Here is a 15,327-nt window from a genome sequence, read left to right on the forward strand (position 1 = left end):
TTGACTCAATATACTCAAATTATATAATATCGTTCAGGCGGGCGCTACCATTCATTTCTTGTAAAAGAAATGTCAGATATCATGTGTTTTCATGATTTTTATCCTATTTCGTTTTGTCTTTTTTAGCTTTCGTCGTAATTTCGCGGCCGAATTTTCGAATAATTATCAAAGATCCCAACAGAGAAATGAGTGACAGGTTCTACTTTAGAGTCATTGGCCTTTTTATTTTATTGAATGCCACTTTATTAGGATTAAAAGCATGGTTGTTAGACAATGGAGTGCATCATAATGTATTACTATTTGGCAATCTTGCTTTAGCTGCCCTTTCAGCATTTACCTACAACATGAGCCGTAAAGGGGTACAAGCCGATAGCAACAGTGTATTTATGCTTCGGGTATACGGTGCAATGATCAGCAGAATGATGCTTTGCCTGGCCGGTATTACAATTTATGCCGTTGTCAACAGAGCACATACAAGCAGAATTACAATTTTTATACTGATGGGCTTTTATGCTGTTTACGCTATTTGCGAGAACATCAGTCTGCAAAAGATTACCAGACAGAGAAATCAAGGTTCTGTGAATCAGGAGGCTTTATAAAAGCATTAGCTGTACACCTGCCTGAACATTGGTTGGGGCAGGTGATAGCCTATCTTTAACCCTTACACGTTTTTGCCGGTCCAGAAGACTTCCCTTTTACAGACAGGTGGTATATTATTAAAAAGGCCGGCATCACTCCCGACCTTTTTGGATTTTTTATTTTAAGGATACATATCCTGTTTCTTCTACTTCTTTTTGTCCTGCGTCGGAAAGCAGGTAATCTACAAACGTCTTTACCTTTGCTGCATTGCTATTCTGATAAATGAAGAACAGTGGACGTGCGAGCGGATAAGTTTTTGTTTTCACATGTTTGATATCAGGCGCTACATAGGTTTTGCCATCGAAGCTGACAGGCAGTGCTTTTACTTTGTCATTGATAAAGGCCAGGCCTACATAACCGATAGCACCCTCAGTCGTACTTACTTTATTGATGACAGATCCGTTTGTATGCTGGTACATGGCTAATGCAGTGAATGCTTTCGTTTTCATCACCGCCTCTTTGAAGAAGCCATAGGTACCTGAACTGCTCTCTCTTGAAATGATCATGATTTTTATATCCTTACCACCAAGTTGTTTCCAGTTGTTCACTTCCCCGGAGAATACTTTTTCGAGCTGGTCCCTGGTAATCTTGTCAACGCCAATACCGGGATGTACGACTACAGCCAGGGCATCGTCAGCAATCTTTACTTCGGTAATGGGGTGGTTACTTTCCTGGAATTTCCGGCGTTCCTCATCGTTCATATCGCGTGATGACATGGCGATGTCGGTCATACTTTTCTCCAGGTCTGCAATTCCGACACTACTGCCACCTTCGGTAATTTCAATATCGAAACTGTCATTTTGTTTACGGAAGTATCCGGCTACTTTTTGCGCCAGGGGAGCAATGGTTGTACTGCCTGACAAGTGGATCACATGAACATTGGCGGTAGCAGGTTTTATTTTCAGGCTATCAGCAGCTGCCTGGTGCTTACTTTCATGGTTACTGTTACAGGCGCTCCAGAGGGCGGTGCCCATCATAAGCAGGGTGATTTTTTTCATCTATATTCTATGTTTCGTTTACTTTCAGTCCACTTTAGGGACGCAAGGTAGATACGAAAGGTAGAAGAGAGAAAAAATATATATGAATATTTGGTTAAGTCTTGCTGAAGATACTATGTTGCATAATAAGGCGAGGTGTTAGCACCAGGGTCTCTCTTTTCCTAGTAGGCCGATACTGCCTTTTTTTCTTCCACCACGGCATTCTTCAGCGGTTTCACCATGTGCAGCACATTCTCCAGGATCTCATGAGCTGCCAGAATCTCATCCTTTTTATTAGATACGCTTTCGATATTGAACCCGACAGGCAGGTTTTTGGCAGTCGCGTAATTGAGGATTTCCCCGGCGATATTAGTGGCTGTATGAATGGAGGATTGCAGGATATCTTTTGAATATTTCAGGTCATTGTATACCCACTTCGGCACTTCAATGCCCAGCCATTCCATGAACTGCAGTGTTTTCAGGGAGCCGCATGGTGTGAGGGTAAAGATCACCGGCACTGGTTGGGTATCATTGCTCAGGGCGTGGTAATGGTAGTCGGACATTACATTCTTGGTCTCATTGATATTATAAATACACTGAGATACAAAGAAATTACACCCGTTCTGCATTTTGCTGAACATTCTCAGGTGTTCATCGCCTTTCCTGGTGTGGCGTTCGGGGATGGTGACCCCGCCAAGCAGGATGTCCGGGCCCATTTCCTTTTTTACCTGGTAGGCATCGGAGAGGGAGAAGTTGGTGGCCTGTACCTGTTGCTGGGAAGATGCACCTATAAATACGGTGGCTTCCAGGTCAGTGTTCTGTGACAGCCAGTCGGCAAACATCTCTTTGGTATGGTTGGCGATGCTCTTATAGATGATCTTAGGTACCCGCAGATTGGTGAGCAGGTCTTTGCTGTATACCTCAGGTGAAATGGTGGGAATAAACGAGAAGGGGCGCTCCTTTTCAGTTCTAAGTGCTTCATCCTGAATATCGTAGAGGATCAGGCCATCGATATCAAGGTGTTGTAAACGCTCGATCTGATTGTTGGCAATGACTGCAACTTTTTCACTTTCAGTAGTGATTTTTGGAGGTGTAAGGCTGTAGAATACAATACCTGATTTTCCCGCTGTTATCTTATGTTGTAAAGTCCCTTTCACGTTGATAGTATACTTTTGTTCTCCTATTTTTCTGGAAAGTAGAGAGATTTTATGTAAATATACTAGGAAAGTGGGTTTTTTTAGAAATTTTATTGATTTATAGAAAAGATTTATAATGAGTTGAGGACCAGGGTATACAATAACTATTGGCTGTGAAGTAAGCGAAACATAAATAAATGAAAAGTAAAAAGAAGCTGTCTCGTAAATAATTATGATGGCTTCTTTTTATTTTTAAAGGGTAAATGATATGCCAATTAAAGACCCCGGATTATGTTAGTGCTAAAAATGTTAATGGCCCTTATCTTAACTGCTCATACTCCTCCTGCCCAGGATCAGCATAAGTCTTCTGCTACTATTATCCTTGGAGACAAGGACCTGCATTTAGTATCAGAGGATAAATTCGCAATTGAAATAGCCATCACCAACACGGAAAAATTGCAAATGCTGATTGACAGTGGGAACCCTGTCATTTTGCTTATATTGGGTAAGAAGAAGTATGTTGCCAAACCGCAATTTATTCTCAGTTCAGCCCTTCCCGCAAAATGTGATTTATTTTATGTGGTGGATACCGACGAAAGAAATTACCTGAGGATTGATTCCAACAGGATGACTTTCCACAAAATAAAAGCGCTCACACTCCACTGAGGAATATGAGCGCTTTTATTTTTATACTACTAATTTTACCTGTCATAAATCAAGGCTAATACCATCAGCACAACAGGCAATATCATTGCCAGTCTTACCCACAATTTCGATGGCATCAACTTCTCCCCGATATAATCTTTTACCTTGGCCAGCACCTGGCTTTTAATCTTCGCAGGCTCCGCTTTCCAGTCAATATCATCCAGGTTCACCTGCTTCAGTAAATAATTCAATAAACGCTTTTGCAACTTAGTCGTACTACCGTCTTTCTTTACTTCCAGTTTCAACTCCTTTACCGACTCCTTCCTGAGTGTTGCAGCTGAAGATCCTTTCCGCTCAGCTATCCGCTGGATTACCTTATCCACATATACACTGATCTTTTCAATAAAAAAATCCCCCAGTTTATTGTCCCAAACAAGGAAGATTGATTTCTTCAATGTATAGCCTGAAGCTAAAGCAGGAAACAATGCAAAGCCCGCAATTGAAAGTACAAGCAGGCACATTGACCAGAAGGCAACGGTAAACAATACTAATATAGCCAGCAGGGCACCGATACCGCCAGCCCTGGCACCGGCATAACCAGGTCCCGGCTGGTGGCCGATAAGATAAATGGAAATAATCAACCCGATAATGGAAATGATAATACCGGGGATAACGATACTCAGCCATGCTAAAGCAGAACGTGTGGCAATTTTTGTAAACAGGGTTAGGTTTGTTTTCATGCTTAAAAGGTATAAATCAAGGTTAAAACAAGCTGCATATAGTATAGGCATCGTCGTTTACGGGCATAAATATACGCATAAAAAAAGAGGTAGTATCAAAAAGTAATTGGAAGGCATTGAGAATTACATCAACAAAAATTCTCTCCTTCATGTACCCGGGTAAAATACCGGAACATTACTTTTGATAAAACCTCTTTTCAAAATATGATATCATCATCCCGGTATCTTCTCAAACTTATCCGCCAGCTGCGGCGCTCCTTTCTTCATCATGACTGTAATTACCTGGTGCATCCACATCAGGCATCCACATGACAGCAAGCACACAAACATCCATGAACTCGTCCACAATCCTGTCAGGTTCAGCAAGTATCCAAACAGTATTGGCCCTACGAAACCTCCCAGTCCACCAATCATGCCAACCATACCCCCTACAGCACCAATCTCTTTAGGGAAATATTCCGGTATATGTTTAAAGACCGCCGCAGTACCAATACCCCAGCAGGCACCTATTAAGATAATGATCACTACAAATACCCACATATTTGCCTTGAAAAAGATCATCGTCGTTCCTTGCGCCAGGAGTTGTTTTTTCGTCACCTTATCACCCACCTTCACCATTGGTTCCTGCCACACATCTTTAGCTGGCAGGATCATCACCCTCCTGTCTACATGATCAAATTTATGACTCTTCGTTACGATGGGATAGACTTTACTGTCTACCTGGATCAGGGAATCTGACACCTGTGTCACCGTACCTGCCTGTATAGCCATAATGCCTGTACCCGGGGAGTAGATCTGCATTCTTGGTATGATCAGCAAAAAACTTAACACAACAGAACTGCATAAAACCCAGTACATAATGCGGCGTGCGCCATATAAATCAGACAGCCATCCACCTACGGCCCTGAATACGCCAACGGGTAGACTAAAGCAGGATGCCAGGAAACCAGCGGTGATCAGGTTAACATTGTATGCATTAACAAAATAAGGTAGCAACCACTGTGAGAAAGTCACAAAACAGCCAAACACCAAAAAGTAATATAAGCCAAAGCGCCACACCCGGATATTTTTTAAAGGCTGCAATAACTTAAGCAGGGTCTTGTCTGATGCCTCCGGCTTCTTATTAATAGTGAATAAGAAAAAGAGGATACCCACTACGGCCAGGACTACTGCATAAATAATAGGCAGGTGCCGCCAGCCCTCCGGGTTAGCCCCATTGCTGGTCAGTTTCTTCAATAATGAAGGTGCTAAGAGGGTGGTGAGCGCAGATCCAGTCAACCCAAATCCAAATAAACCCAATGCCCTTCCCTGCCAGTTTTTCGGATACCAGACTGATGTAAACCCAACGCCTATTGAAAAACTGGTTCCCAACAGGCCAAAGAAAAAGCTCAGGACCAGAAAAGTACTGTAACTATTGGCCTGGGATAAGAGAAACATCGGTATCGAACAGCCGATCAATAAAATAGTGAACATCCACTTGCCCCCAACTACATCGGTAAGCATACCAACCGGCAAGCGCATCACGGAACCTGTCAGCACCGGTATACCTAAGAGCCAGCCAACATCCACAAGGTTCCAGTTAAAGATGCCGTTATCGACAAGATAGGTCACCAGGACACCATTCAGCATCCAGCCTGCAAAGGAAACCAGGAAGCCCAGGGTATTGAAGAATAACATACGATGTGCAGTGGATAAAGATGTGTTATTCATAAATTAAAGTTTAACAACAAATAGTTTTTCCAGCATTGAAATTGAGGGATAGGTTTTGTGATGTGGAATATAAAATTATTCATTAAATTACTATAAAATAGCACAGAACGTATGATTTGTATCATGTTTTTAAGTAGAGATTTTTACCCAACTTTATTACCATGAGATTTCAACTCAATAAGAAAGCATTTTTCATTGCATTATGTTGTTGTATCGTCACTGTGATGTTAGTATTTTATGGTTCGAGGAAACTGCAAAATTTTGATGCTGCTTTAATAGCCTACCTGTTCGGTACCGTCTTTGCCCTCTTCGGCATCATCTACCGTTACTGTATCTGGCTACAGCGACCCCCTACCTGGATGTACTTTAGAAGGGGCTGGCAACTTCTCTTTTCAAAAAGCTTTGTTGAATATGCAGGCTTATCGGTGCAAAAACTGGTACGCAATATTGCCTTCCAGCGATTTATCTATCCCCGTGGCAAGACCCGCTGGTGGGGACATTTTATGCTTGCTACCGGCTGTATGCTTGCTTTCTGTGTCACCATTCCTTTAACGCTTGGCTGGATCCATTTTACAATGAACCCTACCGATACAAGCTTATATGAAGCTCATCTGTTTGGCTTTAAGGTAATGGAGTTTAAGCTGGGTTCCTGGATGGCGTTTTTCATCTTCCATATCCTGAACTGGTGCTCCTGGCTTGTAATAGCCGGTTGCCTGTTGTTTATGCGCCGCCGCCTGACTCATGCGGGGCTCATTGCCTCCCAGACCTTTGAGGGCGACTGGCTCCCTTTAGTCCTGCTAATGGCGATTTCAGTGACAGGTTTGGGACTGACCTACGATTATGAATTTCTGAAAGGAAAGACGTATGAGTTTATGGCGGTCACGCATGCTGTAACAGTAATCCTCTTTTTAATATGGATTCCATTTGGGAAGTTCTTTCATATCATTCAACGACCTGCACAGATCGGCGCTCATTTATACAGGAAAGAAGGAGAAAAGAGGGGCATGGCTATATGCCCGCATACCCATAAAGCCTTTGCTACTCAAATGCATGTGGATGACCTTAAAATAGTCACAAAAGAACTGGGTTTTGACTTCACGCTGGAAGACGGGACTTCTCACCTGGATCTGAGTCCTGAAGGCAAAAGGGCCGCCCTTGCAAAGGCACACCTGAAAGCAAGGGAAGCTACGGGAAAGTTCTTTGGGTAGACTTTTGGAGACTGGTTACTTAGTAGGCTATTTAAGTGAATGAAGTCCCGAAAAGCATCTGATTTTTAGATGAATGAATTTCCTGAATGAACCCATTCCTCCAACTGGATGAATTCAATGAATGAGCGCAATTCCCGGTATATACCTATTTCTTTTAAACAAACCTATTAAACAGATACCATGGCGAAATTACCAGTCGATGCGGAAAAGATCATAGCGCAATTCGGCCCTCACCTGAACTTCGCTCCGCAGGAAGGTTACATTGGCAGAGATGAACCCGACAAAGTAGTAGAAACACATTGCTGCTTCTGTGGTATGCAATGTGGCATTAAGTTATTGGTCAAAAACAATAAGGTAGTAGGCTTTGATCCCTGGATGGAGTTCCCTTTCAACGAAGGAAGACTATGTCCTAAAGGAGTACAGCGATATCTGCAAAACAACCATCCTGACCGCCTGCTGGAGCCCTTGCAAAGGGTAGAAGGCGAGGGCTTTAAACCTGTCAGCTGGGAAGATTCAATGGATAAAACCGTTGCTGAGATCCAACGTATTCAGCAGACATATGGCAACGATGCATTTGCCATGCTTTCGGGCGTATCTATTACCAACGAAAAGAGTTATCTCGTAGGCAAGTTCGCCCGCGTGGCACTCAAAACCCGTAACCTCGATTACAATGGCCGCCTTTGTATGGTCAGCGCCGGTGCCGGCAATAAAAAGGCGTTCGGGTTGGATCGTGGTTCCAATAATTATTCTGACCTCGCCAACGCAGAAGTGATCTTAGTGGCGGGCGCAAATGTGAGCGAAACCTTTCCTACACTCACTTATTGGATCTGGCAGGCGAGAGACAATGGTGCCAAACTGATCGTAGTAGATCCAAGAGTGATACCACTGGCCCGTACTGCAGATCTGCATTTAGATATCCGGCCGGGTACGGACTCTGCCCTCTATGGTGCCATGCTGAATTATATGGTTGAAAAAGACCTGCTCGATCATGATTTCATCAATGAACATACTACTGGTTTCCAGCAAACCATCGATGCTGTAAAAGACTATTCACTGGAATGGGCGGAACAGGTAACGGGTATTGCCAAAGAAAAGATTGCATTAGCCGCCGAATGGTGGGGCAAGGCAGCGACCAGTTTCCTCCTGCATGCCAGGGGGATTGAACATCACTCCAAAGGAGTCGATAACGTACTGGGCTGCATCAACCTCGTACTGGCCACAGGCAGAATAGGTAAACCTTATTGTGGGTACGCCACCATCACAGGACAGGGAAATGGACAGGGGGGCAGGGAGCATGGCCACAAATGTGATCAGTTGCCGGGCAACCGTGATATCAATAACCCCGCACATCGTAAATACATTTCGGAAGTATGGGGCATTGACGAGAAAGACATGCCGGGAGCCGGTTATACTGCTTACGAACTCGTAGAAGCTATTCACAGGGGAGAGGTAAAGGGACTGATCTCACTCTGCTTCAATCCACTGGTATCATTACCTAATAATAACTATGTACGCGAGGCATTGGAGAAACTGGAATTCTATGCTACCATAGACTTTTTCCTGAATGAAACAGCCCGCCATGCAGACATTATCTTCCCCGGTTCACTACAGGAAGAAGAGGAGGGAACCGTGACTACTGCCGAAGGCAGAGTAACGCGTATACGCCAGGCCGTTACCCCCCCGGGGCAAGCCCGTACAGATACTTCTATCATCCTTGAACTGGCTGCGCGGTTGGGGGCAGGTGATAAATTCAGTTATAGCAGCAGTGAAGATATCTTCAATGAACTGAGAGTGGCTTCCAAAGGAGGAACAGCGGATTACTATGGTATCACTTACGAAAAGATAGAAGCAAATATGGGCGTGTTCTGGCCATGTCCTTCGCTGGATCATCCCGGTACACCCAGGTTATGGGAAGATCGGAAGTTTGCAACAGCGGACGGCAAGGCGCATTTCAACCCGGTGGTGTATAAAGACCCGGGTGAAGTGGTAGATGAAGAATACCCGGTTGTGCTTACAACAGGCAGGGTAGTATCTCAATACCTGAGTGGTACCCAGACACGGCGAATTGGAAAACTGGTGAATCAGTACCCTGAACCGCTGCTGGAAATACATCCGGAGTTAGCTGCCAGGTACGGCATTACACAGCGTGAACTGGTACGTGTGGTCACAAGGAGAGGGGAGGCAGAGTTTCCTGCAAATATCGTGGAAACTATCCGTAAGGATACGGTCTTTGTGCCCTATCACTGGCCGGGTCGTAAATCAGCTAACCAACTGACCACGGGAACACTGGATCCTATTTCTAAGATCCCTGAATTTAAAGTGTGTGCGTGCAAACTGGTGCCCCTGAGAAAGGAAGCCCCGTTGCCACAGGACGCGCATGCTTATGATAGTATTTAATCGTAAAAAAGATCGCATGACATCGTATTACAAAACCGAAATGGAATTTTTTGTGGATATGCAGCGGTGTATAGGATGCAAGGCTTGTGAAGCGGCATGTGCAGAATGTGAGACCAATGGACAGCAGTCTATGATCCATGTGAATTATGTGGAGCGGGCAGTGACGATACAAACCACGGTGCAGGTATGTATGCATTGTGATGATCCCGTATGTGCCAATGTGTGTCCGGCAGATGCTATCAGTAAGGATGAATTTGGCGTGGTACATACAGCGAATACGGCAAGGTGTATTGGGTGTTCGAATTGTGTGATGGCTTGTCCGTTTGGGGTGCCGTTTAAGGAGGAGAGTTATGATATGATGATGAAATGCAACATGTGTTATGACCGGACCAGTGCGGGTAAAAAGCCGATGTGTGCGACAGTGTGTCCAAGTCAGGCTTTGTATTATGGAACGAGGGAGGAGATGCGGAGGATGCGGCCGAATAGTGTGCCGGTAAATACATTTCAGTTTGGTAAGCTGGAGGTGAAGACGAAGGTGAATATTATGATGCCTAAGGGCGCTACGATGCTAAAGGTGGATTAGCCGGAGTGAATATTCCAGGCTGCCTGCATGCTAAAGGCAAACAATCTATAATTAAAAAACTATGAACGAGAAAATCCCGGATTGGAAAAACGACTTCCCAATCAGTCAGGCAGAAACAACAGACGTGACCCGCCGGCAGTTTGCAAAATTCCTTTGCCTGGTATCTGGTGGCCTGGCAACAGGTAGCGCATTTGTTGCCGCAAAATCAGCTTTATTCCCGGAGAAAAAAGTAAGCGGTTCACACCGGGTATGTAATAAAAATGATGTGCCGGTGGGTGGCACACGGCCATTTGTACTGGAAGGCAGTACAACACCTTATATCCTGATTCATTTGGAGAATGGGGAGTTCAAAGCTTATGAGCAGAAATGCACACATTTATCCTGTGCGGTATTTTATAAGCCTGGTACAGGAAAATTGGAATGCCCTTGTCACAATGGATGGTTCGATGCGATGACGGGAGAAGTGGTGCAGGGCCCTCCGCCAAGGCCACTGCCTAAACTGGAAGTAGAGGTGAAAGGAGAGGATATTTTTGTAACGGGGGCTTAAAAATAATATGCTATGAGTACATTTCGAAGGGCGCAAAGTCAGGCCCATCCAAATAAGACCAGTACCCTTATGCTGGCGATTATTATGTTGCTGATTTTGAATGTGACGATTCAGATCTGGTTGTTGTATAATGGGTTGAATAATGCGTTGGATCATAACCCGGGGATTGCTATACCGGCGTTTGTCGGGTCGTTTTTTATCTTTTTGATTAATTGTGGGTTGTTGTATTATTTGCCCAAGGGTAGGAAACAATAAATTATTACTGGTCAGCCAGGCTACCTTGCAGACATTGGCCAGAACCTGTGCTCCTTATCCAGGAAGATGATGAAAAACACATCGTCTTCAATATATCCGGCTACCACTTCTTTGCTATTCTGGGTGATGTGCATGACTGCCCATATATCAGCATTAATATGTTTGGGCTGTTTAAATTCAGAATTTGGGGGATAACCAACTTTAGTATACCTCTTGATACAACCATTTTGCAATGCTTCCTGGCAGCTGAATTGAGATACAAATCTCATGCGCTCATACAACAGAGAAAGCAATCCTTCCTCTTCCCATTCTTTAGAAGTTTGACCTGGCTCAACATGAGGAAGTACTTCTTTCAGACTAAAAGTTATAGTACGTCCTTTTTTCTCTTTTGCTGACCTGGTACCTTGTTCTCTTTGATATGCAGGTATTTTTTTACTCCCCTTTGCTCCCATATAAAAGATCTTTTATCTTCTTTGTGAGTTCTACCGTATCCGCCCCTCCAAAAACATTATTGAGATATTTGGCGGCAAAATCAGAAGTATTACGCACAACATCGGAACTGAATTCTGACATGGAGTACAATTCAGAAGCGCCAAACTGGTTTTTCTCAACAAACCAGATCTGATCCCTGCGTAAAAGTTTTTTGTCTAATAGTGTCACATCCTGTGCTGTGAAAATAATCTGAGCATTTTTTAAATTAACTTCCTGAAATAAGGTTAACAATTTACGGGTAAGATTAGGATGTAATTTTGAATCAAACTCGTCTACAAATAAAACCCCTCCATTGTGTAAAGTGAAATATATAGGGCCGAGTAATCCTATTAACTTCCTTGTACCTACCGATTCAATATCCGCTTCAAATGGTATTGCATCCACTAAGAGATTATTCTCATCATATCTTTTATGGTAAGTAACCACCTCCCCATCCTTTTCACCGGCTTCGATATTCGAAATTTCCAGGTACCTAAGAATGGCAGCAGCCAATAATTTGAAATTCTGATCGCGGCTGAGAAGTGTGGCAGTATGTTCAACACGATCATTTAAACCATTTATCCCGATTGCATTTTGAAGCCAACCCAGGACATGTTTGGATACGGGTTGATTGTATTGTGCTAAATGCGACAAAAGGAGCACATTCTCATTAACTTCCTCTTTATACTTCTGTGCCTCTGCAAATGACTCTTTATTAACCTCAAATTCCTGGAGGTCCCTGTTAAATAAAAGTATCTCCCGCTCTTGTTTCCGGTAAAGCCATTCTTTTTTTATAATATAACCGAAAATTTCAAATCCATACCTATAAATAAACTGATCATGTATGAAAGAAATTTCAAACATTGAATTTTCTTTCATTGAAGCAGTGTTCAGCCGGAACTGATTAAATTGTCGTCTTCTCTCATTCTCCTTTGCTAAGGAATCCCTGAATGAGTTGAAAATAATGTGATGAAACAAACCAAAAGCAGCGATAAAATTACTCTTGCCACTACCATTTGCACCATATATTGCAGCAGTTTTGAGCAGATCAAATCCACGATCGGTAGCGATTATATTTGTATCAGTAAGTTCTTTAAATGACTTTACGGCAGTCATTAAAATTCTGGCTTCTTCTTTAAATGAAAAGACATTTTTGAACTTGAATTCTATTAGCATATTACCATCACTTATTACACCCTAAGGTACTTGTTATTTTTATAATTTACCAATTATTGGTAAAAATATAAAATAATGACCCTTTGCTCTTAGCTCCTAAAAACCAAAAGCCGGAAACATTTATCCCCGGCTTCTCAATCTCTAGGCTCCCGCCGGCATCCTCAATTCGATGTCTGCTCTGTGCTTATTTGCAACAGCAGGTTCAATGACTGTGTAGCTATTGTATCATCATTATCATTGTTTGCCCTGTCAGTCAATAACTGTTTATGCACTGCAAGCGCTTTAGCAAGTTGGGTGTACAGGTCCGCGTAATCATGGATCCTGGGCAGAGACACCACTTCATACAGGAACTGCAGCAAACGGGTTTGGATCAGTGGTGATCCTGCATAATGAGGCAGCACTGTTGCCACAATCTCCCCAACCTTATAAGTAGACGCATACACGCTATCCTGATGCTCAATCTGCATCCAGATATCTCCCAGGCAGGCATCCGCTATTTCCTTATCGTCTGACAGCAGGCCATTTATATATTTAGGCAGATGTTTACTACCACCCATTGCTGCATCAATTTCAGTCCAGTCAGTTTTATCCAGCTCATGCTGTAAATAGTCAGGTACAGGTAAGTTGGCAACCTTTTGATCAATCACCTCACCGGTATACCTGATGATGAACTTCTCCTTTATCAGCTCCCATTCATGTGCTGTCGTCTCTGTATTCAGGTCAAAAGTCAGGAAGATCTGCCAGCCGATAAATTCATTATAATCCGCTTCTTCAGGCACGGGAAATGTCAGGGCAAGCTGTCCATCCTGCTCATACAAATGCCAGTTACCCGTACCATCTCCATTGGACTGGTAATCGATGAGCACTGTACCATCAGGATAATAATAATGTACACTCAGGGGCGCTTTGGAATGATCTGCTGTCTGGATACTTTCAAAAACAAGGGTATCGTTATAGAATCTCTTTTTATGCAGTCCCGTTCCCATATCTTCATTACGCACCGTATACAGTAGTTTCCCTGCCTTGTCAAAGAAGGTATGTGTCTCATCACGGTGCCCATTCGTATACAGCACGTTTTCCTGTACAGCCGCAGGCTCCAGGTCATTATAGTAGAAGCTTTTCAGCAACTGACCATCCGGTCCTTTTTTATTCGATAACCAGAGTTTTCCGTTACTGAATTTATATTCTTCCACCTGTTCACCTGTAGCAGGATCATATACCAGGCGGGATGCCTGCAGTCCTTTCGGATTCCACTCATCATATTGCCCTACATACCTGCGTATGCGGGTATCTACCTGTCCCATGATCCAACGTCCTGAGTTGTCGCTATAATGCGCACGCCCGGGTACACCTGCAGGTCGCTCCGGCATTGGTTTACCAGTAGCGGTTACAGGCTGATGTTCTTTGTCAAAAAAACGCTGTGCATGATAGATTCTTTCTTTCTCATAATCAAATTCCACGATCCATACATTGGGGGCTCCTGCCGGAAATGGCTCTGTTGTTGCCTGTTCACTCCTGATCCAGCGATATGTACCCAGCCAGGTATCATTGCCATACCAGTTGCCTTCCTGTGCAATTGTACCATCCGGATGGAAACGTTTAAAGATAAAAGGGGGATTACCTTCCTTATAATCGACGGTGCCGCAAAGGTGTCCGTCTAAATGCCATGATTGCCAGATGCCGGTTTTTACACCTGTTGCATTATATTGTCCAAGGTCCCATTGATTGTCTTCTGTATTCCACTGCGCAGCGGCAGGTACTGTGTCGGGTTTTGTCATTTTATTAGTTTAGGGTCGCGATAAAGATATAGTAAGTATTTGATATATTATAGCCAGTGAAAAACAAACCGGAGAATGACGATCTCCGGCCTGTTTTTTTTAAAGGGAAAAATAAGGCCGGATAACTTTAAAGTCTCCGGCCTTTTTATCTGATTGGTTAGCGGGCAAAACAACAGTAAACACAATACCCTGGTCAATCTCACTTTCTACATGTACGGTTCCTTTGTGGTGCATTTAATCGATCATTGGATGCAGTGATACTGGCGTATGCACCTTGGCGTTAACCTGTTTGCCAGTACTATTTTCAGGGCGTAGATAAAGATTCCGCATTGGCGATGAATGGCGCTGAGTGGTAGAATTGCTGATCATTCAATTGCATAGTCAGGAATTTCCCCAGACTGGTCGCACTGATTTTATTGCCAGGGCAATCTGTAAGACTGCTGATCACTGCTGGTGCTTCATGCGTCAGTTCAATAAGCGGCAGGCGGATCAGCGTCCAGTCCAACGAAGAATTTCGCAGCAATTCATATTCATGTTGTTTATCGCTGGTAGTTTGCGGGTAATGGGTATACATCCAATCCGTGGCCTGTGCGACCCAGGGGCTTTTCTGATCTGTCATAGTATTCACACTTAGCCCGGTAGTGAGGATATAGCGACGAATGCCTTCCTCCTGCATGGCCTGGATGACATTGGCAGTGGCTGTGCTGAATATGGGCAGGTCATTTCCCCGCTGTCCAATAGTACTGATGACGGCATCAGCTCCTTTTACCAGCTGGCGGACAGCATTGAGATCCCTGGCATCTCCCTGCACAACCGTGATGGTGGGGGCAGGGGGATATTCCTGGCGGATCAGCATCCGGATGGCAAAGTGTTGTTGCAGGAGTTGTTGAACGAGGTATTGGCCGGATTTACCGGTGCCGCCGAGAAGGGCGATCGTAGTGTATGGTTTCATGAAACTTGTTGATATATTGATAAAAGATGACCGGCCTACCGGGATGGTAAGCAAAAATGGGCGGAGTAGCCCCATGGCATATTATCAACAAGTGCGTTTAATAGGCTAAAGAT

15 protein-coding genes are annotated in these 15,327 nt (G+C 43.8%); 7 read left to right on the forward strand and 8 right to left on the reverse strand.

The features are described 5' to 3' along the window. The first annotated feature begins 185 nt into the window (after positions 1-185). Positions 186-599 carry a hypothetical protein gene (locus tag DXN04_RS04745; protein ID WP_116852132.1) on the forward strand — a complete coding sequence of 138 codons (414 nt, stop codon included), beginning with the start codon at positions 186-188 and terminating at the stop codon, positions 597-599. 156 nt (positions 600-755) lie between these two features. On the opposite strand, the gene DXN04_RS04750 is transcribed toward DXN04_RS04745, so the two are convergent. Both DXN04_RS04750 and DXN04_RS04755 read right to left on the reverse strand, forming a co-directional pair. Next, positions 756-1,637 (reverse strand): phosphate ABC transporter substrate-binding protein, encoded by an 882-nt coding sequence (locus DXN04_RS04750; RefSeq protein ID WP_116852133.1) that lies wholly within the window; start codon positions 1,635-1,637, stop codon positions 756-758. A gap of 161 nt (positions 1,638-1,798) precedes the next feature. Then, the gene (locus DXN04_RS04755) at positions 1,799-2,773 is read right to left on the reverse strand and encodes a methylenetetrahydrofolate reductase (RefSeq protein WP_116852134.1); all 975 of its coding nucleotides are present in this window, start codon (positions 2,771-2,773) and stop codon (positions 1,799-1,801) included. Positions 2,774-3,064: 291 nt separating this feature from the next. Between DXN04_RS04755 and DXN04_RS04760 the strand changes: the two genes are divergently transcribed. Then, the gene (locus DXN04_RS04760) at positions 3,065-3,418 is read left to right on the forward strand and encodes a hypothetical protein (protein ID WP_116852135.1); all 354 of its coding nucleotides are present in this window, start codon (positions 3,065-3,067) and stop codon (positions 3,416-3,418) included. A 35-nt stretch (positions 3,419-3,453) separates the two neighbouring features. On the opposite strand, the gene DXN04_RS04765 is transcribed toward DXN04_RS04760, so the two are convergent. Then, positions 3,454-4,137, reverse strand: a complete 684-nt coding sequence (locus DXN04_RS04765) for a hypothetical protein (protein WP_116852136.1) — start codon at positions 4,135-4,137, stop codon at positions 3,454-3,456. A gap of 213 nt (positions 4,138-4,350) precedes the next feature. Beyond that, entirely contained in the window at positions 4,351-5,847 is a 1,497-nt protein-coding gene (locus DXN04_RS04770; RefSeq protein WP_116852137.1) for an MFS transporter, read from the reverse strand. A gap of 161 nt (positions 5,848-6,008) precedes the next feature. On the opposite strand from DXN04_RS04770, the gene DXN04_RS04775 reads away from it, so the two are divergent. The 5 genes from DXN04_RS04775 (at position 6,009) to DXN04_RS04795 (ending at position 10,837) form a co-directional block, all read left to right on the forward strand. Continuing rightward, positions 6,009-7,055: an MFS transporter gene (locus DXN04_RS04775; RefSeq protein ID WP_116852138.1), complete on the forward strand. Its 1,047-nt coding sequence runs from the start codon at positions 6,009-6,011 to the stop codon at positions 7,053-7,055. 180 nt (positions 7,056-7,235) lie between these two features. Next, a complete protein-coding gene (locus DXN04_RS04780; RefSeq protein WP_116852139.1) occupies positions 7,236-9,452 on the forward strand; it encodes a molybdopterin oxidoreductase family protein in 2,217 nt (738 codons plus the stop codon). A 16-nt stretch (positions 9,453-9,468) separates the two neighbouring features. Continuing rightward, positions 9,469-10,035 (forward strand): 4Fe-4S dicluster domain-containing protein, encoded by a 567-nt coding sequence (locus tag DXN04_RS04785; protein WP_116852436.1) that lies wholly within the window; start codon positions 9,469-9,471, stop codon positions 10,033-10,035. A gap of 61 nt (positions 10,036-10,096) precedes the next feature. Continuing rightward, a complete protein-coding gene (locus DXN04_RS04790; RefSeq protein WP_116852140.1) occupies positions 10,097-10,582 on the forward strand; it encodes a Rieske (2Fe-2S) protein in 486 nt (161 codons plus the stop codon). A 12-nt stretch (positions 10,583-10,594) separates the two neighbouring features. Beyond that, positions 10,595-10,837, forward strand: a complete 243-nt coding sequence (locus tag DXN04_RS04795; RefSeq protein ID WP_116852141.1) for a DUF6755 family protein — start codon at positions 10,595-10,597, stop codon at positions 10,835-10,837. Between the two features lie 20 nt (positions 10,838-10,857). Here the strand turns inward: DXN04_RS04795 and DXN04_RS04800 are convergent, their stop codons facing one another. The 4 genes from DXN04_RS04800 to DXN04_RS04815 all read right to left on the reverse strand — a co-directional run bounded on the left by DXN04_RS04800 (position 10,858) and on the right by DXN04_RS04815 (position 15,214). Beyond that, positions 10,858-11,289 carry a hypothetical protein gene (locus tag DXN04_RS04800; protein WP_116852142.1) on the reverse strand — a complete coding sequence of 144 codons (432 nt, stop codon included), beginning with the start codon at positions 11,287-11,289 and terminating at the stop codon, positions 10,858-10,860. Further along, on the reverse strand, positions 11,270-12,484 hold the full coding sequence (locus DXN04_RS04805; protein WP_116852143.1) for an AAA family ATPase: 1,215 nt from the start codon (positions 12,482-12,484) through the stop codon (positions 11,270-11,272). The genes DXN04_RS04800 and DXN04_RS04805 overlap by 20 nt, the downstream gene beginning before the upstream one ends. A gap of 161 nt (positions 12,485-12,645) precedes the next feature. Further along, positions 12,646-14,262, reverse strand: coding sequence for a toxin-antitoxin system YwqK family antitoxin (locus DXN04_RS04810; RefSeq protein WP_116852144.1), 1,617 nt, complete (start codon positions 14,260-14,262; stop codon positions 12,646-12,648). A gap of 304 nt (positions 14,263-14,566) precedes the next feature. Then, on the reverse strand, positions 14,567-15,214 hold the full coding sequence (locus tag DXN04_RS04815; RefSeq protein ID WP_116852145.1) for an NAD(P)-dependent oxidoreductase: 648 nt from the start codon (positions 15,212-15,214) through the stop codon (positions 14,567-14,569). Between the last annotated feature and the right edge of the window lie 113 nt (positions 15,215-15,327).

The sequence above is a fragment of the Chitinophaga silvisoli genome, assembly GCF_003412465.1.
Taxonomy (GTDB): domain Bacteria; phylum Bacteroidota; class Bacteroidia; order Chitinophagales; family Chitinophagaceae; genus Chitinophaga; species Chitinophaga silvisoli.

Bases quoted from the DNA above. Each gene is read 5' to 3' on its own strand.
- DXN04_RS04775 (WP_116852138.1), top strand. From the start codon at position 6,009: ATGAGATTTCAACTCAATAAGAAAGCATTTTTCATTGCATTATGTTGT.
- DXN04_RS04785 (WP_116852436.1), top strand. From the start codon at position 9,469: ATGACATCGTATTACAAAACCGAAATGGAATTTTTTGTGGATATGCAG.
- DXN04_RS04800 (WP_116852142.1), bottom strand. From the start codon at position 11,289: ATGGGAGCAAAGGGGAGTAAAAAAATACCTGCATATCAAAGAGAACAA.
- DXN04_RS04795 (WP_116852141.1), top strand. From the start codon at position 10,595: ATGAGTACATTTCGAAGGGCGCAAAGTCAGGCCCATCCAAATAAGACC.
- DXN04_RS04760 (WP_116852135.1), top strand. From the start codon at position 3,065: ATGGCCCTTATCTTAACTGCTCATACTCCTCCTGCCCAGGATCAGCAT.
- DXN04_RS04770 (WP_116852137.1), bottom strand. From the start codon at position 5,847: ATGAATAACACATCTTTATCCACTGCACATCGTATGTTATTCTTCAAT.
- DXN04_RS04810 (WP_116852144.1), bottom strand. From the start codon at position 14,262: ATGACAAAACCCGACACAGTACCTGCCGCTGCGCAGTGGAATACAGAA.
- DXN04_RS04790 (WP_116852140.1), top strand. From the start codon at position 10,097: ATGAACGAGAAAATCCCGGATTGGAAAAACGACTTCCCAATCAGTCAG.
- DXN04_RS04745 (WP_116852132.1), top strand. From the start codon at position 186: ATGAGTGACAGGTTCTACTTTAGAGTCATTGGCCTTTTTATTTTATTG.
- DXN04_RS04765 (WP_116852136.1), bottom strand. From the start codon at position 4,137: ATGAAAACAAACCTAACCCTGTTTACAAAAATTGCCACACGTTCTGCT.
- DXN04_RS04750 (WP_116852133.1), bottom strand. From the start codon at position 1,637: ATGAAAAAAATCACCCTGCTTATGATGGGCACCGCCCTCTGGAGCGCC.
- DXN04_RS04780 (WP_116852139.1), top strand. From the start codon at position 7,236: ATGGCGAAATTACCAGTCGATGCGGAAAAGATCATAGCGCAATTCGGC.
- DXN04_RS04805 (WP_116852143.1), bottom strand. From the start codon at position 12,484: ATGCTAATAGAATTCAAGTTCAAAAATGTCTTTTCATTTAAAGAAGAA.
- DXN04_RS04815 (WP_116852145.1), bottom strand. From the start codon at position 15,214: ATGAAACCATACACTACGATCGCCCTTCTCGGCGGCACCGGTAAATCC.